The 22,992-nt window shown below is 42.4% G+C and carries 21 protein-coding genes and 2 pseudogenes; 12 read left to right on the forward strand and 11 right to left on the reverse strand.

The features are described from left to right. Positions 1 to 195: 195 nt before the first annotated feature. A pseudogene (locus AC51G0_RS20620) lies at positions 196 to 285 on the forward strand (IS6 family transposase); the annotation flags it as partial. A 102-nt stretch (positions 286 to 387) separates the two neighbouring features. Here AC51G0_RS20620 and AC51G0_RS20625 read toward each other — a convergent pair. The 3 genes and pseudogenes from AC51G0_RS20625 to AC51G0_RS20635 all read right to left on the reverse strand — a co-directional run bounded on the left by AC51G0_RS20625 (position 388) and on the right by AC51G0_RS20635 (position 2,582). Beyond that, positions 388 to 1,695 (reverse strand): HD domain-containing phosphohydrolase, encoded by a 1,308-nt coding sequence (locus AC51G0_RS20625; protein ID WP_496303527.1) that lies wholly within the window; start codon positions 1,693 to 1,695, stop codon positions 388 to 390. Between the two features lie 334 nt (positions 1,696 to 2,029). Next, positions 2,030 to 2,214: pseudogene (locus tag AC51G0_RS20630) on the reverse strand (IS6 family transposase); the annotation flags it as partial. A 53-nt stretch (positions 2,215 to 2,267) separates the two neighbouring features. Beyond that, positions 2,268 to 2,582, reverse strand: coding sequence for a hypothetical protein (locus AC51G0_RS20635; RefSeq protein ID WP_496303528.1), 315 nt, complete (start codon positions 2,580 to 2,582; stop codon positions 2,268 to 2,270). Between the two features lie 635 nt (positions 2,583 to 3,217). Here AC51G0_RS20635 and AC51G0_RS20640 point away from each other — a divergent pair. Next, positions 3,218 to 5,191, forward strand: coding sequence for a methyl-accepting chemotaxis protein (locus AC51G0_RS20640; protein ID WP_496303529.1), 1,974 nt, complete (start codon positions 3,218 to 3,220; stop codon positions 5,189 to 5,191). 262 nt (positions 5,192 to 5,453) lie between these two features. Here AC51G0_RS20640 and AC51G0_RS20645 read toward each other — a convergent pair whose 3' ends face one another. Beyond that, positions 5,454 to 5,903, reverse strand: coding sequence for a cupin domain-containing protein (locus tag AC51G0_RS20645; RefSeq protein WP_496303530.1), 450 nt, complete (start codon positions 5,901 to 5,903; stop codon positions 5,454 to 5,456). On the opposite strand from AC51G0_RS20645, the gene AC51G0_RS20650 reads away from it, so the two are divergent. Continuing rightward, the gene (locus tag AC51G0_RS20650) at positions 5,902 to 6,069 is read left to right on the forward strand and encodes a carboxymuconolactone decarboxylase family protein (protein WP_496303531.1); all 168 of its coding nucleotides are present in this window, start codon (positions 5,902 to 5,904) and stop codon (positions 6,067 to 6,069) included. The genes AC51G0_RS20645 and AC51G0_RS20650 overlap by 2 nt on opposite strands. A gap of 3 nt (positions 6,070 to 6,072) precedes the next feature. Here the strand turns inward: AC51G0_RS20650 and AC51G0_RS20655 are convergent, their stop codons facing one another. Then, positions 6,073 to 6,948 (reverse strand): LysR family transcriptional regulator, encoded by an 876-nt coding sequence (locus AC51G0_RS20655; protein WP_496303532.1) that lies wholly within the window; start codon positions 6,946 to 6,948, stop codon positions 6,073 to 6,075. A 124-nt stretch (positions 6,949 to 7,072) separates the two neighbouring features. Between AC51G0_RS20655 and AC51G0_RS20660 the strand changes: the two genes are divergently transcribed. The 4 genes from AC51G0_RS20660 (at position 7,073) to AC51G0_RS20675 (ending at position 10,821) form a co-directional block, all read left to right on the forward strand. Further along, the gene (locus AC51G0_RS20660) at positions 7,073 to 7,702 is read left to right on the forward strand and encodes a glutathione S-transferase family protein (RefSeq protein WP_496303533.1); all 630 of its coding nucleotides are present in this window, start codon (positions 7,073 to 7,075) and stop codon (positions 7,700 to 7,702) included. Between the two features lie 65 nt (positions 7,703 to 7,767). After that, positions 7,768 to 8,859 carry an alkene reductase gene (locus tag AC51G0_RS20665; RefSeq protein ID WP_496303534.1) on the forward strand — a complete coding sequence of 364 codons (1,092 nt, stop codon included), beginning with the start codon at positions 7,768 to 7,770 and terminating at the stop codon, positions 8,857 to 8,859. A 174-nt stretch (positions 8,860 to 9,033) separates the two neighbouring features. After that, positions 9,034 to 10,086 carry an aldo/keto reductase gene (locus AC51G0_RS20670; protein ID WP_496303535.1) on the forward strand — a complete coding sequence of 351 codons (1,053 nt, stop codon included), beginning with the start codon at positions 9,034 to 9,036 and terminating at the stop codon, positions 10,084 to 10,086. Positions 10,087 to 10,386: 300 nt separating this feature from the next. After that, positions 10,387 to 10,821: a GNAT family N-acetyltransferase gene (locus AC51G0_RS20675; RefSeq protein WP_496303536.1), complete on the forward strand. Its 435-nt coding sequence runs from the start codon at positions 10,387 to 10,389 to the stop codon at positions 10,819 to 10,821. Between the two features lie 198 nt (positions 10,822 to 11,019). Here the strand turns inward: AC51G0_RS20675 and AC51G0_RS20680 are convergent, their stop codons facing one another. From AC51G0_RS20680 to AC51G0_RS20690, 3 genes are all read right to left on the reverse strand, one after another. Next, positions 11,020 to 11,595 (reverse strand): NAD(P)H-dependent oxidoreductase, encoded by a 576-nt coding sequence (locus AC51G0_RS20680; protein WP_496303537.1) that lies wholly within the window; start codon positions 11,593 to 11,595, stop codon positions 11,020 to 11,022. A gap of 33 nt (positions 11,596 to 11,628) precedes the next feature. Continuing rightward, the gene (locus tag AC51G0_RS20685; protein WP_496303538.1) at positions 11,629 to 12,006 is read right to left on the reverse strand and encodes a MerR family transcriptional regulator; all 378 of its coding nucleotides are present in this window, start codon (positions 12,004 to 12,006) and stop codon (positions 11,629 to 11,631) included. A 155-nt stretch (positions 12,007 to 12,161) separates the two neighbouring features. Continuing rightward, positions 12,162 to 14,297, reverse strand: coding sequence for a PKD domain-containing protein (locus tag AC51G0_RS20690; protein ID WP_496303539.1), 2,136 nt, complete (start codon positions 14,295 to 14,297; stop codon positions 12,162 to 12,164). A gap of 307 nt (positions 14,298 to 14,604) precedes the next feature. Between AC51G0_RS20690 and AC51G0_RS20695 the strand changes: the two genes are divergently transcribed. Together AC51G0_RS20695 and AC51G0_RS20700 are read left to right on the forward strand one after the other, a co-directional pair. Next, entirely contained in the window at positions 14,605 to 15,549 is a 945-nt protein-coding gene (locus AC51G0_RS20695; RefSeq protein ID WP_496303540.1) for a LysR family transcriptional regulator, read from the forward strand. A gap of 91 nt (positions 15,550 to 15,640) precedes the next feature. After that, the gene (locus AC51G0_RS20700; protein WP_496303541.1) at positions 15,641 to 16,549 is read left to right on the forward strand and encodes an AraC family transcriptional regulator; all 909 of its coding nucleotides are present in this window, start codon (positions 15,641 to 15,643) and stop codon (positions 16,547 to 16,549) included. Positions 16,550 to 16,599: 50 nt separating this feature from the next. Here the strand turns inward: AC51G0_RS20700 and AC51G0_RS20705 are convergent, their stop codons facing one another. Both AC51G0_RS20705 and AC51G0_RS20710 read right to left on the reverse strand, forming a co-directional pair. Continuing rightward, on the reverse strand, positions 16,600 to 17,034 hold the full coding sequence (locus tag AC51G0_RS20705) for an SRPBCC domain-containing protein (protein WP_496303542.1): 435 nt from the start codon (positions 17,032 to 17,034) through the stop codon (positions 16,600 to 16,602). Between the two features lie 162 nt (positions 17,035 to 17,196). Next, positions 17,197 to 17,925, reverse strand: a complete 729-nt coding sequence (locus AC51G0_RS20710) for an NAD(P)-dependent oxidoreductase (protein ID WP_496303543.1) — start codon at positions 17,923 to 17,925, stop codon at positions 17,197 to 17,199. A 375-nt stretch (positions 17,926 to 18,300) separates the two neighbouring features. On the opposite strand from AC51G0_RS20710, the gene AC51G0_RS20715 reads away from it, so the two are divergent. The 3 genes from AC51G0_RS20715 (at position 18,301) to AC51G0_RS20725 (ending at position 21,114) form a co-directional block, all read left to right on the forward strand. Further along, positions 18,301 to 18,993 carry an antibiotic biosynthesis monooxygenase family protein gene (locus tag AC51G0_RS20715; protein WP_496303544.1) on the forward strand — a complete coding sequence of 231 codons (693 nt, stop codon included), beginning with the start codon at positions 18,301 to 18,303 and terminating at the stop codon, positions 18,991 to 18,993. Then, positions 18,990 to 19,898 carry an RNA polymerase sigma factor gene (locus tag AC51G0_RS20720; protein WP_496303545.1) on the forward strand — a complete coding sequence of 303 codons (909 nt, stop codon included), beginning with the start codon at positions 18,990 to 18,992 and terminating at the stop codon, positions 19,896 to 19,898. The genes AC51G0_RS20715 and AC51G0_RS20720 overlap by 4 nt, the downstream gene beginning before the upstream one ends. Positions 19,899 to 20,010: 112 nt before the next feature. Beyond that, a complete protein-coding gene (locus tag AC51G0_RS20725; RefSeq protein WP_496303546.1) occupies positions 20,011 to 21,114 on the forward strand; it encodes a DNA alkylation repair protein in 1,104 nt (367 codons plus the stop codon). 127 nt (positions 21,115 to 21,241) lie between these two features. Here the strand turns inward: AC51G0_RS20725 and AC51G0_RS20730 are convergent, their stop codons facing one another. Further along, a complete protein-coding gene (locus AC51G0_RS20730; RefSeq protein ID WP_496303547.1) occupies positions 21,242 to 22,855 on the reverse strand; it encodes a methyl-accepting chemotaxis protein in 1,614 nt (537 codons plus the stop codon). Positions 22,856 to 22,992 lie beyond the last annotated feature (137 nt).

Raw genomic sequence — 22,992 nt, forward strand, 5'->3', positions numbered from 1 at the left:
TTATGGGGAAAGCCACGGATACATTGCACCTTTTCATTGCAGTGCCAAACCCTGCTTGCTGGCTTTATTGAACACTAAAGCCACATGTTCTTTTGATATGGTTAGTCAACTCGGTAGTATTTGGGCATCCCGAAGTGAGTGAAGCGATTTATAACGAAACAACCGATCAACATTTCCTCTTAGTTCGGTTACAAGTATTGTAACATCGGTGAAATACTGATAGAGCGTGGCATCATTGTTGATCATTCAACACTGAACCGCTGGGTGATTAAGTATGCGCCCCTGCAAAGCCTCTATTTATTTGAGTCAGTCTAGACGGAATCTGTCATATTGTGGAACAGAGCTGAACCTATTCGGACTGACTTCTGCCTCTTTCTTTGTTAGAAGCTACGACACTTCCTGTATTTTAGATTTTGTTAATTTACTGAAGGTAGTTAATTCCCGAAAAAAAGACTTTGATACTCGAAGACACGAAGCTATCTCATAACATCTATCCTTGTTTTGATGAACTAGCTCTACAATATCCGAATCAAGTTTTCTAGCACTACACAAGGTATCAAGAATAGATAGTACTTTAACTAGAGGCATCCCTTCCCGGTATGGTCGGTTTTGTACCAAGGCTTGAAAAACATCTGCAATAGCGATAATTCTTGCCTCGACTGGTAAGTCAGCTTCTTTAAGTCGAAATGGGTAACCCTCCCCATTTAACGCTTCATGGTGATAAGCTGCCCACTTTGCGATATCCTGAAACCCTTTTATACGGCGTAATATTTCATAGGTTTCGTAACTATGTTGATTCATAATACTTCTTTCGTACTCATCCAGAGCACCAGCTTTTTCTAGGATTTCGTCCGGTGTACGAAGCTTGCCCAAGTCATGAAGAAGTCCGGCGACTTCAATTTTGTCGCATTGAATTGATGTCATTCCATAGGTTTTTGCTATAAATCTAGCTAATTCAGAAACCTTAGCTGAATGCAAAGCAGTGAAGCTGCTCTTCTGATCAACAATGTAAGCAATTATCCGTGAAAGTTGTTTTAGTTGTGACATAGAAAGCAAGGTTTCATGCTGCTTTTCACCCATATCCCAAACATATTGCAAAATATGCCTGTCTTGCAATGTAATCCAGAAAGATTCAGATTTCTGAATCTTTGAAAATGCATCAACAAACTTGGGGTTGAAATGCGTGTGCGACCTTGATTCGATCTTTTTGGCAACCTTTTTGCGAGCAACAAGAATATCATTCCCATAGTGGGCAGCCCCTAGAACGTCTATTCTATCAGCAAGGTGAATAAGATTTGCCATTTCAGCATCTCTTGGCAATACATCCATCCGTTTAAGATCTATCCACTTTGTATGGTGATATAAAATAGGAATGGCGTATTTCGCTAGCGGTTCAAAATCCTTCAACAACTGATATCCAACTTCACAATGTTGATTAGCTTTATCCCAGTCGAAATTGAGCACTAAACTTTCGTGCACCTGATTAGATGAAACCCCCATGTCATGTAACATACCCAGTTCGAACAGATATTGCTGATCTTGAGTACAGTATCCAAGTTCGCGCCCGAGTTGACAGGCGATATAACCTACGCGCTTACCATGGTTCGTGTCATTAATACCAACTAAAGAAACAGTTGTTTCAATGACTGTTACCATTTCATGTAAGTTCACATGGATATTTGACAATGATTCCACAATGGAGCTCCAACTGCTTTGTTTCGGTAGTTTTAAATATGCGTGAGGTCAGATTCGCTCCCAAAAAGCCAAAATTAAAGATAATGGATACTCCCCAATCCAACATCTGTATCGCAGACTGTTCAAACAAATCTTTTGCATCCCCTTCAGCGTGAAAGCGCTTGCTTTTGGGAGGGTATCACATAAGTTAGTGTTTTTATCGTAAGTTAATACTAATTTTTTGTTGTCTTACGAAAAATCGAGGATTTGATTTCAGCAGTTCATCGTACAATACTCACTTGGAATTTGTTGCAAAGTTATGCTGAAGTACAAGCGTACTAATTTCTAGGTGTAATTAGGCTATAAGCACGTTAAATTCACCCCAACAGATTAACCATCAGGGTTGTCGAACTGTCCGTTTTTAATCATCATCCACAGCTCCACGCCTGCGAGGGTTGCTTTGGCTCCTTCATCAGAGTTCCATCCCAGGCACTGATGCATCTTGCCTTTCACTTTCCGGTGGCTTTGCTCAACTATGTGCCAGTATTAAGCACCTGTGGGCATAATATTTTCGTCATGCCCAACTTTTAACTTCACTTCCAGATCTGGACTCTGCTAGACATCTCAACCCGCTTAATTTGTACAGCAACCAAGTAGAGCACCGCCATGGCAATAGTGACACAATCCATCGTAATAGCTGGCATAACTGTATTCCAATATTCTCGACCGTAAATCAGAATCAAGGACACAAAAATAACTTTGCTGATAGTTGCTACAGAGAGAGCAAATCCCCTGTTTCTTTCGCTAAAGGCACCGTAAACAAGTAGCGTTCCTATCAACCCAACTAAAGCACACCAACTTCGAATAACTATTGATTCAAGCGTTCCATTAAATGCTACGCCAAACATTGATTCAAGGGCTTCCTAAGGGGCAAAAAGACCATAAAACATTGTCGCTGTCAGCAGCCCCGATATCAGCATTACCCATTTGATATTGTTAATAATAAAGTTCATTTTCTTTCCTTTTCTTTATTGGAGTCATTTTTATACGCACGCAAAAATTTACGCCTTACTTTTCGTATATGTTCATGAGAAATTCGTTTTGTTTTATTTCTGAATACGCACAGATCTTGGTTCACATTAAATCCTTTTTACTTACCAGATACCGAAATTTACAATTTAATAAAGATATTACTCACCAAGATCAATAGCATGCTATTGAATATTAAATGCAAAGATTTTTGCACTAGTTCAAGCCAGCTAATAAAAGCGCTGTTAGTCTTAACGAACAATGAAAATATCAAACTCAAACAAAGCTATAGCAACCACCTGTCACATTATATCGCCCCCTAGAAAATTGAGTGAATCATAGCGATGAGGTGATTATAAAATTATAAAATCAAAAATAACGTGAGCAAAGTCACCAAAGAAAGCGCTTTCAGTTGAGGAAGGAGTTGTGAAACAATAAGATGCATAAACAATACACCTTAAATGTGTCACAAGAAATATGCTTAAAGCCACATAATAAACAGGGTTTATATCAAATGCGATTAACTGTAAAACGTAAACTATTGATACTTTTAATACCTACTTTGGTAGCACTGATTTTTTCTGTTGGTTCTCAAGTTATTGAGGCTCGTTCATCAGCAAGCTCTGCCAATACAATTACACAGCTTGTAAGCCTGTCTGCCTATAGCAGCCGATTAGTACACGAACTACAAAAAGAACGTGGATTTTCAGCAGGTTTTTTAGGTTCTAAAGGGCAAAAATTCGATTCCAAGCTCAAAGCCCAACGCCTGAAAACAGACAATTTTATTAATGAGTTACGAAGAAACCTGAGTGAAAATAATGACCGACTACAACATTTCAGTGAAATCTGGAAGGTTGTACAGTCCGCAGATTCACAACTATCCCGCATTGATACAATTCGCTCAGATATTTCCAACCAGTCGATTACAGCCGATGACGCAATTAATTACTACTCATCACTGAACAAGCAGTTTATCTCCACCTTGCGCAGTACAATAAAGATTTCCGATGTGATGTCTATCAGTAAATCATTACTCTCTTACTATGAATTCTTGCAAGGCAAAGAAAGAGCAGGCATTGAACGTGCCGTCTTAAGTAATGCCTTTAGCACTGGAGAATTTGGAACTGGGATATATAAAAAATTCATTGAGTTAGTGAATGATCAAAGCAACCATTTTTCCAACTTTAAGATTTATGCCAGTGACAGCCACCTAGCTGATTATGAAAACATATCAAGACATTCCGCATCGATAAACGTTAAATCTTTTAGGGAAAAAGCCTTTACAAACAGGCTAAACCAAGACTCTGTAGCATGGATTTCAGAGTCAACAAAGCGTATTGACTTACTGAAAGGACTCGAAGACAAACTCACGACTGATATTTTAAGCTTAGCCAGCAGTATTGCAAACTCTCGAACTAGAACTCTTTGGACTTATCTCGCTTTAACTTTGGTCCTTATTACTGGTGTCTCTTTTCTAAGCATTAGGTTAGTCAGCAACTTGAACAAACAAGTATTGAGCTTAACAAAAACCATGCAAGAGTCAGCGAATAAAAACCTGACAAACCGGGCTGATGCTATTGCAAAAGATGAACTTGGCGCTATAGCCACCAACCTGAACTTCATGTTAAATGAGTTTACAAATGCCATTAATATTATAATCAGTTCTAGTGAACAGCTAGCAACAGCTTCCGAAGAATCCTCTATTGCCGTAAAAGAGAATGCAAATAACTTGAAGCATCAGAAAACTGATACCTTGCAAGTAGTTAGTGCCATCGAGCAAATGACAACATCAATAAAGGAAGTTGCTGAGAACATCAATAACACTTCGGAAGCAGCAAACACTGCTGATCAATTAGTCAATGAAAGTAGCAAACTCGTTGCGGAATCATCTTCGCTAACTAAAGAGGTATCAACAAGCATCGAGTCGGTTTCGCAAACCATCAACAAGCTCAATGAGAGCAGCCAAGATATCACCAGAGTTGTCGACGTAATCAAGAGCATTGCAGATCAAACAAACCTTTTAGCACTAAATGCAGCTATTGAAGCGGCTCGTGCAGGTGAACAAGGCCGAGGTTTCGCCGTGGTTGCCGATGAAGTTCGCACGCTGGCTCAGCGTACGCAAGATTCAACTCAGGAAATAGAGGATATGGTCACGACCTTCCAGAATGATAGTAATAGCACCTTTGCACAGATGAGTGATGCCAGTGAAAAAGTGAACTCGAGTGTTGAGAAAGCCAATGAGGTAGGGGTTGCCTTACGTCGCGTTGTCAAAGCTATTAATGCAATTAAAGACATGGCAGCTCAAATCGCAGCCGCAGCAGAGGAGCAGGTTACCGTCAGTGGTGAGATCGCATCAAGATCGCAAGGCATTAGCGACAGTGCAGAGTTAACAGCAGTAGGCGGGGAACAAATCGCCTCTGCCGCTCAAGAACAAACACAGCTTGCGGTGAAACTGCAAACTCTAGCCCGTCAATTTACCATTAACTAATTTCTTACTCATGGGGAATTGCTCTGAATTGTTTCAGAGTTATTCCCATGCCGTAATTTCATTTGATCTCCCAAAGGATAAACAAGAGGTTAAACTCCCTATGTACCTACTGTGTAACATTACTGTTATCTAGTAACTAATGATTTTGAGAGCACCCTACTTTACCCGGGCTTAGAGCAAAACGTTTCTGCCCCCCGTGAAAACGCAGCCTCTAACTGATAACCAACATTATCCGCCACTTAACTAACACTTTCTCCATTACTCAACTTGATCCAGGCCAGCTACATGCACCACCAAGTGAGGTATTGTATCGCCGTCCAACGGCAGGTTTGTTTGAAGGCCTGTTCAAACTGGTGCGCGACATAGCAGCATGCTTTGCTAAACTTTCCAGCGTCCAAACAGCTGCAGGTTCTCGATGCAATGTTGTGAGTGCCTTTGCTAAACGAGGGTTCCCGTAGGGCGCTAGTACCCCTACTTTTTCCGGGTTATCGCTAAGATATTGCCTTAATGCGTAGATAAAGAGTAACTCGGATAAACGGTTCAGAATTGAATCTGTACCCGCACCTCTGTTCAGGCTCTCAACCATGTTCATCTCAAGTAATGAGCTTATCCAGTTCGAGTTATCCTTCGCTTTGACAACAAAGACTTCAGGCAAAGCATCTAGTAAAAATTGGCTACCACTGTGGTGAAACTCGACTTGGGCACACAGCATGCCTGTACTCTCTCCGCAACAGTCCCAAGTCGCATTATTAGCAATCAGCCAGGAAAATGGATGTGACTTTTGTACTGTTGCCCATCGTGCTGTGGGTAAAATGAAAGGGGCCAACAAGAGAGACTCGACGCCCTGCACAATCAAATTGATATTTGCAAAATGCTAGTCATTACTTACCAGAGCTTATTCCCCCCTCAAACAGTGATTTCTTTTTCATGATGGCTGTTATCAAGAAGTCACGGCATTTTTTTACTCGAGCGGTTTTTCTAAGGTCAATATGATTTAGCACCCAAACCGACCAATCTGAGCGCGGTATAGCGATATCGAGCTTTAATACATTTTCATCATTAATACTATCTGGCATATAACAAGGCATACGAGCAATACCAAAGCCTGCTTTGACGCCAGCATACATACTTGAGAGATCATCGACCCTAAGCGCTATATATGCGTTTGGAAAATGCTGACTGGCCCACTCTGGCAATTGCTCTTCACCACTCCATACGATAATGCCAACAGGTTTATTGATATCGATATGGTCAGCAACATATAGTCCGTGTTGTAACCCTACAACCTGCCTTCCTATCAGATATTCAGGTGGTGCTGGAGTCAGGCGGATAGCTAAGTCAGCTTCTCGGCTAGCAAGATTTCGAACACCCTTTGTTACCATAAGATTTAATTCAATACCCGGATATTCACGACTAAATTGCGCCAACTCCGTCGCAAGGCAATACTCAAAAATATCATGTGGCATAGTGAGATTAATCCGCCCTTCCAGCCGAGTGTCTTGGCCAAACAAAGTCCTGGAGATCTGATCACTTTGGGATTCAATTTTCTGTGCTTGTTCAAAAATCGCATCGGCTGCCTCTGTCATCTCGTAGCCATCTCGCAGGCGATTGAACAGGCGTACCCCATGTTTCTCTTCAAACCCCTGAATTCGGCGAGAAACAGTCGAATGGTTAACCCCTAACGCCTTGGCTGCCCCAGAAACACTGCCTTTACGGGCAACAGAGAGAAAATAACGAATATCATCCCAGTCATTCATATCTATCTACCGCCGTGCTTTTTTGCACATCTGAACTGCATTTATTGTGAATTTATCAATAGTCTAATTCGTCTTAAACTTCTTGTCGAACTTAGCCATTCAACACGAGTAAAGGAAAATCATTATGTATACACTTTATCACGGCGCAGGAACTTGTTCGTTAGCAGTAAAAGCTGCGCTGGCACTGACAGGAACGGAATTTGAAACAAAAGTTTTGGACTTAGCCAATGGTGAACACTTCCAAGATGACTATGTCGCTATCAGTCCGTTAAGCAAGGTTCCTGCCTTGACGTTTGACCACAACTCAGAGGCGTACGTATTAACTGAAGGTGCTGCTATTTTGTTATATCTGGCAAATCAATTCCCTGAAGCGGAACTCATGCCCAAGAGCAACGCCCTTGCTTACGCAGAGGCACTGAAATGGTTTCAGCTCCTGTATGCAACAGTCCACCCGCATTGGGGCCGATTATTCTTCCCTGAACGTTATGGCAAAGATACCGACAGCATCCGTGAAACTGCAGAAGCCGAGCTACATAAACTTTATGGCTTAATAGATGCGCAGCTTTCCAAACATCAATATGTCGCTGGCGATAAATTGACCCTGGCTGATCTCTATCTAATGGTTACCGTACACTGGCAGGGAGCGATGCAAACCTCTCTATCAAGCCAATATCCTAATATCGAAGCCTATCAGGCACGCATTTACGCAGAGCCTACCATCGGCCAGCTTTACCAATCTGAATTTGACGGTTAATTAATGTTGGCAGAGGAAACCCTCTGCCAACATTAAAACTGGGTTCAGTTGTATAGGAGAATAATATGACATCACTTTTTAAGCCTGTGCTGTTGGGCAACAAACAGCTAAAAAATCGCATCGTTATGGCCCCATTAACACGGGGAAGAGCGAATGCAACGGGCGTCCCAAGCGAATTAATGGCTGAATATTATCAGCAACGAGCCAATGCGGGCCTGATTGTTGCCGAAGCAACAGCTGTGAGCAAAAACGGACGTGGCTGGCTAAACTCCCCAGGGTTGTTCAATGACGAACAACAGCAAGGCTGGAAGAAAATCGCTGATGCAGTTCATCAGGTTTCTGGCACTATCTTTGTCCAGCTTTGGCACATGGGAGCGGCGGTTCACCCTGACTTTCTCGATGGCGAAACACCTGTATCTTCATCTGCGGTACAGCTAACAGGCCAATTACCCACACCAAAAGGACGAGACCGTCAATTTATGACTCCTCGGCCATTATCCATTGATGAAATTTCAACACAGGTCGATAATTTTAAACAAGCTGCTCGCAGAGCTATTGATGCAGGCTTGGACGGGATAGAAATACATGCGGCCAACGGATTTCTCATCGATCAGTTCACCCGGGACAGCAGTAACCAGCGCAATGACTCCTATGGGGGAAGCATCGAAAACAGATTGAGGTTCATGATGCAAGTTGTAGCCGCAGTATCTGACGAAATTGGTGCTGATCGAGTGGGCATCAGGCTATCTCCAACAAACAAAGTGTGGGGCATTGCTGACAGCCAGTACAGAGAAACATTTACTCAGGCGGTACAGCAATTGAATCAGTTTGGTTTGGCCTATTTACACTTGCTTGAACCTAAACCCGATCTTGGGCATGCAATGGCAACGGTAGATTATTTAACTCCAGAGTTAAGAAAACAATTTGATGGACACTTAATTGTGAATGGTGGTTATAACAAAACCACCGCGGAGCAGGCTTTGCAAACAGATGCTGCAGATGCTGTAGCATTTGGCATGCCATTTATTGCCAACCCTGATTTGGTCGAGCGCTACCAATCTAATGCCGAGTTGGCCGAACCGGATACTAGTCGTTTCTATAGCCAAGGCGCTGAAGGTTATATTGATTACCCAAAACTACCTCAAAATTCTCTTTAAACAGTCTTGAATTACGATACGTTAATCGTAGTCAGCTTACGGCAGTGAATATATTCAGAGCCGTTTCCACTTTGTAATAGGCTATCTATTAGATATTCGAAGACAAAACATCAATTATGTAGAATGTTGATATGAGGAAGTATTTTCAATGTGTGAATAAAAGGAATGACGTATATGGATTTTTCTAAACTGGGAAGCAGTGACATTTCTGTGTCACGAATCTGTTTGGGCAGCATGACCTGGGGCTTACAAAACACTCAGCAGGAAGCAAATCAACAGATTGAATACGCCCTCAGTCAAGGCGTCAACTTCATTGATACTGCCGAAATGTATGCGATCCCTCCCTCACCCGATACATACGGAAAAACAGAAACCATTATTGGTAATTGGCTCGCCGATAACCCGTATCGCCGTAAAGAACTAATCATTGCGACCAAAATCGCTGGCTCCGGTTTGCCATGGGTTCGTAACGGCGGTCCTATCACTGGTGATGCAGTCGTTGCAGCCGTCGACGCTTCATTAAAGCGTCTGCAAACTGATTATATTGATTTGTATCAGCTGCATTGGCCAAATCGCACCTCTCCCCATTTTGGTAAACATTTCCCGAATAAATTCAAGTTCAGCGAATTTGACGCCATGCAAGAAGAAACGCAAATGCTCAATATTCTTCATGGTTTAGCCAAGTGTATTAAGGCTGGTAAAATACGTCATTATGGCTTGTCGGATGATACTCCATGGGGTATCAATACTTACTTAAAACTCAGTGAAAAACACGATTTGCCGCGCATAGTATCGGTCCAAAATGAGTTCAGCCTGCTTCATGCTAAAGACTGGCCTTATTTGATAGAAAACTGTATCCACGAAAAGGTCGCTTTCCTACCTTGGTCACCGTTAGCTGGAGGAATGCTAAGCGGCAAATATTTGAATGAAAAACGCCCGGCGGGTAGTCGTTGGACCTTCATGCAGCGCAACGGTATTTACCGTGATACTCCTCTAGCTAATAGAGCGGTAGAAGCTTACATGGAAATCGCGAACACTTATGGCTATACACCTAGCCAGCTGGCACTCGCATGGTGTAATCAAGTTGATGGCGTGAGTTCAACCATAATAGGAGCCACTTCAATGGAGCAATTAAAAGAAAATATCAACGCTTTCTCTAAACCGTTAAGCCGAGAAGCACTGTCTAGCATCGATAATATTTTTAAAATGTATCCGGTACCATTCTGAAGTTTTTAAGGTTATGAACAAATCCATAAGAAACGCTGACATTGCCATAAAGAATACGCCAGTTTAGAACAATACTTCTTACGGCAAATACAGGAACATCCAGAAAAAGGTGTGAAAATACAAACTAAATGTTAGTGTGTTTGAGAAAGCAACGCATTATAATCGCAACATGCGCTGAGAAAAACCTTGTTAACAATATCATCAATCGAACGTATGATGCAGCATGCTTTTCAATGATTTAACCAACATCTGTAATTTATTGGTCACTTATGACAGCCGTCATACCTATGGAGAGAAATAATGCAGGGATATAGGATAAGTACAGATCAAGCTGAACTTGATTTCGATGTGATTTATTCGTTTATATCGAATAGCTATTGGGCAAATGACATCCCCAAAAGTGTTCTCAAAAAAGCAATCGCAAACTCGCTTTGTTTCGCTGTTTACAAAGAGAACGGTGAGCAAGTTGGTTTTGCACGCCTTATCACGGATAGAGCCACTTTTGCCTATTTAGCTGACGTATTCATCATCGAGTCTGAGCGAGGTTTAGGCTTGAGCAAGTGGTTAGTTTCAGTCATTACTCAGCATCCAGATTTACAAGGCTTAAGGCGTATGGTCTTAGCTACACGTGATGCACATGGTTTGTATGAACAATTTGGCTTTAAACCCGTAGAGAATCCAGAAATATTAATGCAAATTTGGCAGCCGAACATTTACCGTAAGCCAAAGGAATAATTATTAATCTGGGAGACATTGTTTAACAAAGAAAATGCTCTCTCGTGCTTTTTTAGAATACACCAAGGCACATGGCCCGTTTGTAGTTAAGTAGACAATAAAATTAAACACGAATCCAATAAACAAGGAGGAAATTGTTCCCCCTTATTAAAGTATTAAAATTTTTTGTGGAAAACCATAAGTATGCGGTGTTATAAATTACTTACAATCAGCTCCGAGGTCTTTTGCTACTTGAAGCCAGATATTTCTTTGAGTTTGATCAGCTAAAATCACAGAGCCAAACAAGTTACATTCTGACTTACTCACTCCACTAAATTGAAGTGTAAACCGGTCCAACTGTTCCAACACGGGTTGCGCCTGCTCAATTGCAAAATCAGCAGGGGCATCCATCATTAAAATGATCCTTGACGTTTTTCCCTTTAAAAGCTGCACGGGATCTGGGTTATTGCCTTCAAACTTAAATGCAAAACCAGGTAGGAATGTCCGATCAATTAATCCTTTCAGCTTACTGGGCAACCCGCCCCACCAAATAGGTGAAACAATGACAATATGATCTGCCCACAAAATTGCATCCTGGAAGTCTGATAAACATTGTTCAAGCTCCTGGATATCATCATAACCGCTCTCCAAGCTTGGGTTGAAGTCCATATCTGAGAGATTGAAACGGCGAACATTGGTCTTCTCACGTGCTTCAACTTCATAAATATCACTAAACTGTTTGCAAAAGCTAACTTCTTTGGGGTTGCCGTTTAACAGTAAAATATTTTTCATCATCTCTTTCTCGTTTAGGTAACAACGATAAAGATTTTATTCTCTCCCCTTAAGGGGAGAGTCAAGAGTTTCTGGACAAGAATTGATGGAATCGATACATTTCTCTACTTTTCGCACATTACTGGAAATTGTCGCCATCTCAGCTTCAAGCTCACGCTTTACTTCTATCAGAAACGTCTTGATACGCAGCCAGTCAATTTCTCCGTTATGATACACAATCACGTCTTTAAGTCTTGCTAATGTGACACCGAGCTTTTTAGCTTCTGAAATTAAACTCAGAATTTCAACATCAGTATCTGTATACACACGGTACCGTCCTTGACGCATTGGTGTACGAATAAGCCCCTTTTCTTCATAAAGTCTGATTGCTTTTATGGTCAATCCCGTTTTCTTTGAAACCTCACCAATAAACATAAAACCCCTTTAACTCATAGACAGAATGACCGCATAAAGTGCCAACTACAGCTGCGACTTGAAATTAAAGGCAATTTTGTAGGTTTTCATAACGGCTATACTGAAGCGTCGTATTGATTCGAAATTGCCCCTACCTAGCTTGTATTCTGTCCAGCTTACCAAGTCACTCTTAGATCAAGCGATTCTCCTACACCAGAAAAGCAAGGCATCCACACTGCGTATTTGCCTACCACTCTCATGTATTTAGGTTTGCCGTCATTCGGTAAAGCAGATAAATCCAGTGCAGTATTGAGTTGATAAGGCTGACCTTTGGCGACGAAAGTATCCACAACAAGTTCCTCATTTGTATCGCCGAAAACACCATCATCATTGAGATCAATCCAAATAAGCCATGACGTTGAGCGCTCTGTGGATGCCGTATCTCCTAGAATATCGATAACTGCATTAGCTGGGTCAGCCAGATTGATTGGTGTCTGAGTATAGTCCCACTTCGCTTGGTCAAAGTTAATATCCGTACCACTGATCACAACACTGGTGATATGGTTGTTAACGTTAGAGCTAGTTCCAATAGGGCAATATTGATCTGTCACTGAAATAGTACGAGTGAAGTGGTCTTGATCATTCGATTGATCGGTTACGGTTAACTTCACTTGATAATCACCGGCTTCAGCAAATGTATGCTCGGGGTTGGCTTCGGATGAAGTCTGACCATCTCCGAAATCCCATAGCCATTGTGTTACTTGGCTTGTACTGCGACTGTCATCGGTGAATTCAGTCCGCAATTTATATTTTTTGGCATTAAAATGGCTAAGTACACCGTCTTCAAACAGTTTTATTTTAACAGTTTTGAAGGCTTCGATTACATCTGCTTCTGATAGTCCGGCAATACCGGCTTGCTGTTTAATGCATTCAGCAGCTTCTGTGAGAGTAGTCATTGCGGCCCAACACGTTCTGGCTGAATTTACATACACCTTGTACGTCGGTTCAATGCCCCATTTGTTTGACAATAAATAAAACGGATAGGTGATCATCCCAATCCTTTGATAGTAGTTATCACCTGCATCGTCATAATCAAGAATACTATCAATGGCACCTGTTTCTGTTTTGATTTGATCGAGCTGGCGAGTTAAACCCTCAGATTCTTGCCCATGTATCCAATTATTCGTATGGCCAGTGAACTCGTACTTGGCCATAACCCCCGCCAGATCACCAAAGGCTTCGTGAAGGGTCTGAGCATCGGTACTGATTTCGTGATCGTAGATGTTTAAATCGGAGATACGATTGAGTACTCCGTGGCCTATTTCGTGGGCAACGGCATCCAGCGATGCCATTGAATAATAATTTAAATAGCCGTCACTAAAGTTGGCGTAAGCACCATCCCAGTAAACGCTTGTTTGATCTTGGTCACCGTAATGAACACGTAATCGGATTTTATCTTCGAGCGGCGGCTCACCCAGATGTTTGAGAAAAGTGTCATACACGACGGTTCCATAGAACATGGCGTCATTGAGCGTGGAGTAAGTCCATACACCGAAATCTCCGTAATCATAAGAAACCTTACGGAAAGTGTTTACAGGATTGGTGTCACAAAGAAATTCATAAGGGGGGAAAGCACTTTCATTTACCTTGTTTGGTCGTATTTTCCCAGAGGTATCTTCCGAAGCTTCGTCCCGCGTATTGTTCATATCCGTAACACTAACTAAACCATTATCAAAGATACATAAGCCGCTTTGGTGATCCGTGCGTTGAACAGATATCTTGGGACGATCAATACCGTAATACCAGGATTGGTTTTCATTGCCTCCGGGGCCGGATAGCTCTGCATTTCCGGTAAAGTCATGAAAGGGAATGAGAGTTCCTTGTGTAGTTTGACCAAAGTTATTGCTTGGGTAAAGCAACAACGCGCTGGCATTTTCAGGGATGTTCGTACCTTCTGGGATTCCAATCTTATAGACCGCATCGGAATCCGTCTTCAACCAGGCATCTCCCAACTTATTGCCTTGCCCATCCGCCCAATAAACCCACACAGACTCTGCTTTGGTGATGTCGGTACTATTGACTTCGGTAGCTTCAACGACAACTGAGCCTGCCAGTTTCCCAGACGTGCCGTCATTATCTCGGAAAAAAGCACGGGTGATACCATTCAATGGCACCTGCGTAGTTCCATTTGTAGAGGGCTTATCAACAGGTGTAGAGTCCGAACTTCCGCTATCACAAGCCACAAGAAGAACGGTTAATAAGACAGAAGAAAATACCTTTAATTGAGCGTGATCCAGTGGCGTAACATTCATGACCTATCCTTAGTCAATGGGACGTTAGTTTTTCTTAAATACCCAAACGATTAAAAGCATCGAATGCCGAAAGGCTTTTTTACTGCCAAAACCAAATGCTACCAATAGCGTGAATGCTTATTCTTATCATACTGACACTTGAATGCAAGCGCTTTCTTTTTGGCGCTTGCATTGCCGCATAGGCATTTTAAGCGACTCAATTTATACACCTTACCTATTGGCACTCATTACGTGAAATCAAAGCATAGACATCATGTTAACATCTATTTCTGAGAACCATTGTTTTAGCTAGAAGGCTTACTTACTCATGAATATGAGCCAGGAAGAAACTATTATCAGATTAGCTCAAGCATCTCCTTTGCTTGCAGCTATCGGCGAGGAGAAGAGCTTCACAAAAGCAGCCGAACGACTGAATGTACAGCAGTCAGCAATAAGCCACAGAATTCGATCATTGGAAGAAGCGCTTGGTCTGACTCTTTTTGAGCGAACAACAAGGCGTTTTCGGCTTACCGAAGCAGGGGAGATTTTGTGTCATGCTGCTATACAGTCCATGTCAACCTGGCAGCCAGCCTTGGAAAAACTCGAACGAAGCCGCTCATCCAATCTGATCCGACTTTCTCTCCCATCCTCACTGGCAATGAAATGGGCGGTATCTACCCTAACTCAGGCGGACGAAGAAGGGTTGACGATTTCCCTTGAAGTAAAAGACGATTTTGTTGATTTCCATAATGGCGATGCCGATGCCGCAATTCGATTCGGAGCAGGCCCCTACCCTGGTTTGTATTCTATCCACCTTGCCCATTGCCAGCTTCAGCCAGTTGCAAGTGCTGCATTCCTTGCAGATAATCCCGGCCTAGAGATCCCTTATGATAGCGATAAACTTCTGGCCCAACCCGGAACGGCTTTATTGTCAGATCGGCGCGGAGAAAAAGATAATACTGACTTTAGTTGGAGTCACTATTTCTCCTCGATTGGGTTGAGTGCAGATGCTTTTGAACCAAAACACCAGTTTGACCGAGCTGATTTAATGCTCCAAGCAGCTATCAGCGGAATGGGTATAGCCTTAGGTAGAACCTTACTCATCGAGAGCGACCTAAAAGCCGGCTTTCTCACAAAAGTCGGCCCGTCGGTTAACATGAAATCTGGCTATTGGTTAGTCTGTTCCGCAAGCTTTGCTGAAACGAAGCGGTTTGAACGCCTTCACAACTGGCTAAAAAGTGAAATACAAAAGACAGCTAACGAAAGCCACTAAACAGTGGTTGCAGTTATTATTGAGCGATAATTTTACTTCTTGCTGTGGTATTTTATGCAATAAGTAAAGGAAACCAAGGTAACAGCAAAAGATGGAAAAGGATCTTCAATTCATTCAAAGTTTAGTTAATCAAATAGAAGAAAACCTTGCCGATGAAGCAAATATAATTAGCCTTGCGGGATCGTTCAATATTTCACCTTGGCATTTTCAAAGACTTTTCAAAAGCCTCGTGGGAGATACATTAGGCGGCTATATTCGAGGCCGAAGGCTAAGCCATGCAGCGAAGCTTTTGCTGAACTCTGAATTAGGGATCATTGATATTGCCTTTAGCGTAGGGTTCAATTCTCATGAAGCATTCACTCGTTCGTTTAAATCTCACTTCAAGCTCACACCCAAGCAGTTTAGACAACAGCAGTCCGTAATCCAACTCAACGATAAACCCTTGTTAACCAAAGAGCTATATCAGCACCTTGCTCATAATCTCCAACGAGAACCAGTCATCATCAAGCGGCCGGCATTAACCATTATTGGATTCGAAACCAGTATGCCTTCACCATTTCTATCCAGCGAAAGTTACTGTGAACTATTGGTAACGCCTTGGGTGAACTTGCTCAAACGAAAAGGTGAGATAGAAAACCGGATACCCGATACTTGCTATGGGCTCACCATCAGTCATTCGGGAAACTTTACCGAAGATACGCTAAGTTATATCGCTGGTGTCCCCGTAACGGCCACTACCCACACTCCCAAAGGGATGGTCGTCCATACCCTTCCGGAGCAATGGGTCGCTATATTTGATGTAAACACCGTCGATGTCGACACCGTTGGTAAAACCATGGATTATATCTATGGTTATTGGTTACCGAATTCAGCTTTCAGTCGAGGTGTTGGTAACGATTATGAATACTTCGAAGGAATTGAAAAATCAGATGGAATTGAAGACTTTGATCTTGAGAGCTTAAAGTCTAAGTATGTCATTCCGATCAATCCGAATAAATAATCGTAAACCACTTTTATAGCAATCGAGTGTAACGTATCAACTCAATGTGATTACATGCGTGTTTCAACATACTGCTTTAAAGAGTCAAGCAGGAAGTCCCAAACCTGGTTATTCATAAGTTCATATAGATCGGTGGATTTGATATTACTTTGGCTGACTTTGAGTAACGTACCATCAACCTGATTTTCTAGAAGGTAGCTGATAGTAATATAATTCTCTTCTGTACGCTCAGTACCATGGTTGTTACTCCAATAACGATATGAGTAAGTACTTGGTGACTCTAGAGTTTCAATTACCCCAAAATCAGTAAAAGGCATGCCGTTAACCTCTCCTTTGTAGAGAACACTACTACCAATCATCCATTGGCTTTCAACAGATTTTAAAGGAAAAAATAGAGGTATTTCTTCGCTACTTGTTAAAGCCGTGAATACTCGTTCAGCTGATGCATTAATTTGAATTTCCTTGTGAATAGTATATGTCTTCAAAATCTTTTCCCTAATGATTAGTTACAGACATTCCGGCTAGCGCATCACATCTGCATAAGGTGTGCAACACGATGTACACCCCCCTGAATTTAACGTCAAACTACGAGCACTGAGTGCAATGTAATACATTGATTGTATTGGTAAACAAACTTCCCCACATAATTACGAATACGTCTTGTTGTAGATCACTGGCATTTTTCCCTTCCACTTGCACCATGTGTCATGGTCTGTAATTAGATCCGCCATAAAACAACCTACATTAATTCGACTGGTTTTACCCGCATCAAATATTGCACTTCTAATTGGTGAAGGATGTACCTCATGCTCGGTTATCTCACCTTCATCAGTCAAACTGTCGGGACGAACCGCAACCCACTCAACCATCCCATCGTTTTGACCAACTTCTATGCGCAGATAATCCGCAGCCTTCTCGTTGTCCACATGCGGAGGCAACAATAGGCGAAGAAGCCAGATAACACACTTCTGACCAAACGAAATCCGCTCGGAAAGATCGCGGTTGCTGTTACCTGTAGTATTCATTAGTACAAATTTAACGGGATCCATTGGCTCGTTTCCCTTGATAGCGTTGCACAGTCGCTGAGTGGCGGCGGTTACTAGTTTGCGTGGATGGCCGTAAATACCCCTTATACTCATTTCGTGCCCCAGACACGAAACCACCGCTTTACATCCTTTAACATGATGAAGCATTTCGGCATCGCTCAGCTCTAAAACACTTGCGTGGATCACGGATACGTTATCGTTATTATTAAAAAGCTCTGGTAGCTTGTCGGGAGAGCGCACAATGATCTTGACCTTCTGCCCTCGATTGAGCAGCTGCCTGACTAATAACCGTCCAGTTGCGCCACTTGCTCCAACTACGAGTGTCGTCATCTGTAACTCCTTTTAATATTCACGTATTAATTGTTGTATTTTTACGCATCCTAACAACATATCTAAATTACAATTTGATAATTTGTGCTATCTGAAAATCACTTGTCCATACGCTACAAAGGCACGACTGCCTTTTGGGTATATTGATTTAAGAGTGCACATCGGCGTTGTTAAGGACTTAATCAGTAAACTTTTTTGCCACTCAGAGATCTGGTCATCTACCAAAGATTGGTAAGTAACAGGCGGTGTTCCATCTTTTTTACCCGTATATGGAAAAATAAGCGATAAACTGTAACAGTCCCTATTCTGCTGCGTCTAACTCTGTGATGTCTGCATTTTGCAGGCAATGGTAGAAATAACGCAGAGGTTAAAGCAATGAAAAAAACTATCAGCATGGCGTGTATGTCTTTGATCGCCACAGAAACTGCAATCGCAACAACACCACAAGTCTCACAGGTTGTAGAAGTGGCAATCTATAGGGTAAAGGAGCCGGAAACATACCCCGCACTGTTGAAAAACGTAATGCGGGAAGTTAAGGCTATGCCCGGATTTATCAGCGGTGTTCACCTCCGATCCCTAACGGATCCGCAGTTATTTGCTGACATCAATTTCTGGGAAAAGTTAGAATTGGCAGAAGCGGCTGCCCAGAGCGTCCACACCAAACCAATGTTCAAACCCTTTATGGATAGCTTTAGTGAATTAAAGGTTTTCGGGCATTTCCTATCTGCAGCATCAGTAGCTGAATTGGATAAATTTCTGGAACCAGGCGCAGCCATTGAATTGGCAGCCTATTCAGTAAAAGACATTGAGACACAGAAGAGAACCCGCCAGGGCGTTTATCGTGAATTACAGAATAGTTCAAGCTTCTATGGCGGTATGGCGTTATCCTCAGTAAAGATGAGCGAGGGCTACATTGATTTTATCGCCTGGACATCACAGCAAGAGGCCGAAGAAACAGCTGCGAAAGTGATGGCCATGCAAGAACACGAAGCCTTTTTCCAGAATACGGACAAAGTGAAATTGTTTGAATATTTCACTGTTTATGATCAGAACGGATTGCTGAAATGATGCATAACCCTTTTACTGCCGAGATCCACCACGACCAGGAGGATGCCGCCCTTGCAGCTTCAGCTGCGACAGGAGACAAGCAGGCATTAGAAATTTTGATCCGACGTCACCAAGGGTGGGTATATAACCTTGCGGTACGTATGGTACTCAACCCCCAGAATGCTCAAGACATTACTCAAGAAGCGTTATTGCGAATTATCACTCGCATTGCGCAATTTGAAGGGCGATCCTCGTTTCGGACCTGGGCTTACCGAATCGTTACCAATTGTTTTCTCGATAGCAAGCGAGGCCCTATAGAAAGCGTCTTTTCCGGGTTCGATGCCTATGGCGCAGATTTAGACGCCATTACAGACCAAGATTTGCAACTATCACCGGAGCTCGAACCTGACCGCGCTTTGATTGTTGAAGAGGCAAAACTAGGCTGTATGCTGGGTATGCTGCTCTGCCTCAACCGAGATCAGCGGATGGTTTACATATTGGCAGATATCTTTGAAGCTCCCGCACCGGTTGGCGCAGACATACTGAACATTACGCCAGGTAATTTCAGACAGAAACTATCTCGTGCACGCCGAGATCTACATAACTTCATGCGCGATAAATGCGGGCTGGTCAATCCTTCCAACCCGTGTCGCTGTGAACGCAAAGCCTCTGGTTTTATGAAAGAAGGCTGGCTTGAGCCCAACCGACTAAAATTTTCAGGTGCCCATTTACAACGCATGAAGGCCAAGGCAGAGCTAGAAGTAGACCCTCTGGATCAGTTTACAGATATGGCATATGGCCAGTTATACCGGCAACACCCATTGCAGGAACCGGCAGAGGGGCCTGGCGGCGGAATGGATCGTCTTCTGGTGCAGCTTCTTGATAGCCCTGAATGTCACCGCATTTTTGAGTTATCGAAACCCTGATTAGTCGATACCCCAATCTATCCCACCCTCTTTAAACTCAATTTCCAATTGTTTGAAAAAAGAGGGGGAAACTGGCTCCACTTGTTTTAACGCAATATGAACACAGGACGTTATGAGCAATTTATTTAAAGACATATATTCAGAATCGTTTTATGCAAAATTTTCTGAAATCTTAGCCCTCACTATCCCTTCGTTTGATAAAAAGGTTTTTAGTAACCTGATTTTTAGCGATGAATTTGCTGGGTACGAGCTAAAGGAGAGAATGACGCATACTGCAAAAGTGCTTCATCACTTCCTCTCTGATGATTTTGGCGAAGCCACGGAAACAATAAAGCAGCTGATTGATAACTTACGTCTTGCTGGTATTAAGGAGGAAAGCATTGAGTTTATGTTTTTCCCGGAATATATCTCCATGTATGGGATTGATGACTATAAAACGTCTATCTCAGCGTTTGAATTCATCACCCAGTTCACCAGTTGCGAATTTGCCGTCAGGCCGTACATTTTAAAGTATGAAGATAGAATGCTTGAGCAGATGTTACTGTGGTCAACCCACAACAATAACATGGTTAGGCGTCTTGCCAGTGAAGGTTCAAGGCCACGACTCCCCTGGGCAATGGCACTGCCGAACCTGAAAAGGGATCCTGCTCCTATCCTGCCTATCTTGAATAACCTCAAAAAAGACCGCTGTGAAATAGTCAGACGGAGTGCAGCCAATAACCTGAATGATATATCTAAAGACAACCCGGATTTCGTCATAGAGCTTGCAACAAAATGGCGTGGTGACAGTAAAGAAACCGATGCGCTCATCAAGCATGCCTGCAGGACACTGTTGAAACAGGGAAAACCAGAAGTCCTTCAATTATTTGGTTTTGACAGTACCGACATTGAATTGTCTGATTTCAGGTTTGTTACGCCAGATGTAAGTATTGGCAATCAGTTGGAGTTTGCCTTTTCCCTCTCAAACAAGGGTAAAACATCTAAAATGTTAAGACTTGAGTATGGGCTTTACTATAAAAAAAGTAATGGAGAGCTCTCGCGAAAAGTCTTTAAGATCAGTGAACGAGAAATTGAACCTAACCGAGTCTACGAAATAAATAGAAAGCAGAGCTTTAAACCAATAACAACACGGAAGTTCTATACTGGCACCCACCAGCTTTCTATCATCCTGAATGGCCGAGAGAGCAAAAAAATGGATTTTGAGCTGACTGCTTAACCGATATCTCAGCGTCTTCTTAAGCTAGTTGAGGTTCGATGTAATCAAGTTAAGTTATAATATAACTTAGCTTGATTACATCAGCAGACAGAATAACCAACATGCCTGCAAGCCATATTTTAGAGAGTTATACTTTGAACTGACTTACAAGGACTTGTAGCTGTATCGATAACGATTTCAATTGTTTGCTGGCTTCTGTTGCTTGTTCAGCCCCCTTGGAGGTTTGCTCTGCTACCTCGCTGATACAAACAATACTTCCATTTATCTCAGTCGCCACCATACTTTGTTGCTCCGATGCGCTGGCTATCTGAGTATTCATCTCAGTGATAGTTCCAATAGCCTGAGTTATTGCATCTAGAGAGCTAATGGCCTTGGCGGCTTGTTCTACACTAGCTTGCGCCCGACTGGAGTTTTCCTCAATGGTTCCTACCGCTTGCAGAGTTCCTGATTGCAATCGATTGATAGTGTCTTGGATCTCAGTTGTAGACTGTTGTGTTCGCTGAGCGAGCAGCCTGACCTCGTCAGCCACAACAGCAAACCCTCGGCCTTGTTCCCCTGCTCGAGCAGCTTCAATCGCAGCGTTAAGCGCCAATAGATTGGTTTGATCAGCGATCCCTTCAATCACACTCAGCACCGTACCAATATTCTCACTTTCGGCTTGAACTTCGCTAATTATCTGTCCAATCTTTTCCACATCTTCTGACAAAGTCGTAATCGCATTGATCGCCTCTTTGACCTCATTGGCACCATTGATAGCTTCAGTATCCGCATTCCGTGCAGCTTCAGCAGCTTGAACAGCATTTCTCGCAACTTCTTGCACCGTGGCTAACATTTCATTAGTCGCAGTCGCGACTTGTTCCGTTTCAGTACTCTGTTGAACAATGTCCGATCTTGCTTGTTCTGAAATACAAGCCATTTGATCGGTGGCTGTAGCCTGTTGATGCATAGCACCTGTAACTTGTTGAATGGTAGTTTGGAACTTATCCTGCATCATATTAAAGCTTAGAGCGATAACTCCCAGTTCGTCTTTACTATTAACTTCAATCCTCTCAACCAAATCTGAATTCTTTTCAATATTTTCAATCGTTTGTTGAATCATATTTAATGGACGAGTAATGGATCGTATAACCCAAAAGGAGATACCTAAAGCAATAATGATCGTCGCAATGACTAAACTAATCGTGAGGTTTTGAGCTGTACTACGTATTGATTGCGCGTTATTAAGGAAACCCAAAGCCTTAACAGAGGCGTAATTCTCTAATTTTTCTATTTGGATGTTTAACAAAGCAACATGTTGTGCTCCTTTGCCTTTGGTTATTTCCGCGGCAGCATTTCGGTCACCAGCTTGCATCAACTGAATGACTTCATCCCGGATAGGCTTCCACTGACGGAAAATACTTGTGGTTTCGGCAATCAACGTTTCACCTTCTTTGCCCAGAATCCTTTCTTTCACTATATCCAGTTGCTGATAAACATCACTTTCATATTCTGTGACCCTGCCGACGGCAGTTCTTACCGCCACTGCATCTTTAGCCAGAGCCACATCTTTCATGCTGCGGTGCATTTTAACAATATCAACATCAGCAGAAATTATGGCACGAGTAACGGTGAGCGGATGGTTATACATTTTAACTGTCTGCTCACCGAGTATCTCTACTTGTGAGATAAAGTAAGCCCCAAAACCAACAAGTAAAACTAAATAAAACCCAACACCACAAACCAGCTTGTTCCTAATAAGCATATGTAATTCCCTTTTCCATCAATAATAAATAGTAAGGTGTATACCACTGTGAACATCTTCAAAGTGTATTGGCTCTATTTTTATTATCTACCCTCATCTGAGGGGGAAATTACAAGCATGTGAACCTGTACGTATAT

The organism is Photobacterium sp. HL06, from assembly GCF_059552575.1.

Excerpts from the sequence above, each read along its gene's own strand:
- AC51G0_RS20635 (WP_496303528.1), bottom strand. The coding sequence starts at position 2,582 with ATGTTTGGCGTAGCATTTAATGGAACGCTTGAATCAATAGTTATTCGA.
- AC51G0_RS20640 (WP_496303529.1), top strand. The coding sequence starts at position 3,218 with ATGCGATTAACTGTAAAACGTAAACTATTGATACTTTTAATACCTACT.
- AC51G0_RS20650 (WP_496303531.1), top strand. The coding sequence starts at position 5,902 with ATGCCTGTACTCTCTCCGCAACAGTCCCAAGTCGCATTATTAGCAATC.
- AC51G0_RS20645 (WP_496303530.1), bottom strand. The coding sequence starts at position 5,903 with ATGCTGTGTGCCCAAGTCGAGTTTCACCACAGTGGTAGCCAATTTTTA.
- AC51G0_RS20655 (WP_496303532.1), bottom strand. The coding sequence starts at position 6,948 with ATGAATGACTGGGATGATATTCGTTATTTTCTCTCTGTTGCCCGTAAA.
- AC51G0_RS20660 (WP_496303533.1), top strand. The coding sequence starts at position 7,073 with ATGTATACACTTTATCACGGCGCAGGAACTTGTTCGTTAGCAGTAAAA.
- AC51G0_RS20665 (WP_496303534.1), top strand. The coding sequence starts at position 7,768 with ATGACATCACTTTTTAAGCCTGTGCTGTTGGGCAACAAACAGCTAAAA.
- AC51G0_RS20670 (WP_496303535.1), top strand. The coding sequence starts at position 9,034 with ATGGATTTTTCTAAACTGGGAAGCAGTGACATTTCTGTGTCACGAATC.
- AC51G0_RS20675 (WP_496303536.1), top strand. The coding sequence starts at position 10,387 with ATGCAGGGATATAGGATAAGTACAGATCAAGCTGAACTTGATTTCGAT.
- AC51G0_RS20680 (WP_496303537.1), bottom strand. The coding sequence starts at position 11,595 with ATGATGAAAAATATTTTACTGTTAAACGGCAACCCCAAAGAAGTTAGC.
- AC51G0_RS20685 (WP_496303538.1), bottom strand. The coding sequence starts at position 12,006 with ATGTTTATTGGTGAGGTTTCAAAGAAAACGGGATTGACCATAAAAGCA.
- AC51G0_RS20690 (WP_496303539.1), bottom strand. The coding sequence starts at position 14,297 with ATGAATGTTACGCCACTGGATCACGCTCAATTAAAGGTATTTTCTTCT.
- AC51G0_RS20695 (WP_496303540.1), top strand. The coding sequence starts at position 14,605 with ATGAATATGAGCCAGGAAGAAACTATTATCAGATTAGCTCAAGCATCT.
- AC51G0_RS20700 (WP_496303541.1), top strand. The coding sequence starts at position 15,641 with ATGGAAAAGGATCTTCAATTCATTCAAAGTTTAGTTAATCAAATAGAA.
- AC51G0_RS20710 (WP_496303543.1), bottom strand. The coding sequence starts at position 17,925 with ATGACGACACTCGTAGTTGGAGCAAGTGGCGCAACTGGACGGTTATTA.
- AC51G0_RS20715 (WP_496303544.1), top strand. The coding sequence starts at position 18,301 with ATGAAAAAAACTATCAGCATGGCGTGTATGTCTTTGATCGCCACAGAA.
- AC51G0_RS20720 (WP_496303545.1), top strand. The coding sequence starts at position 18,990 with ATGATGCATAACCCTTTTACTGCCGAGATCCACCACGACCAGGAGGAT.
- AC51G0_RS20725 (WP_496303546.1), top strand. The coding sequence starts at position 20,011 with ATGAGCAATTTATTTAAAGACATATATTCAGAATCGTTTTATGCAAAA.
- AC51G0_RS20730 (WP_496303547.1), bottom strand. The coding sequence starts at position 22,855 with ATGCTTATTAGGAACAAGCTGGTTTGTGGTGTTGGGTTTTATTTAGTT.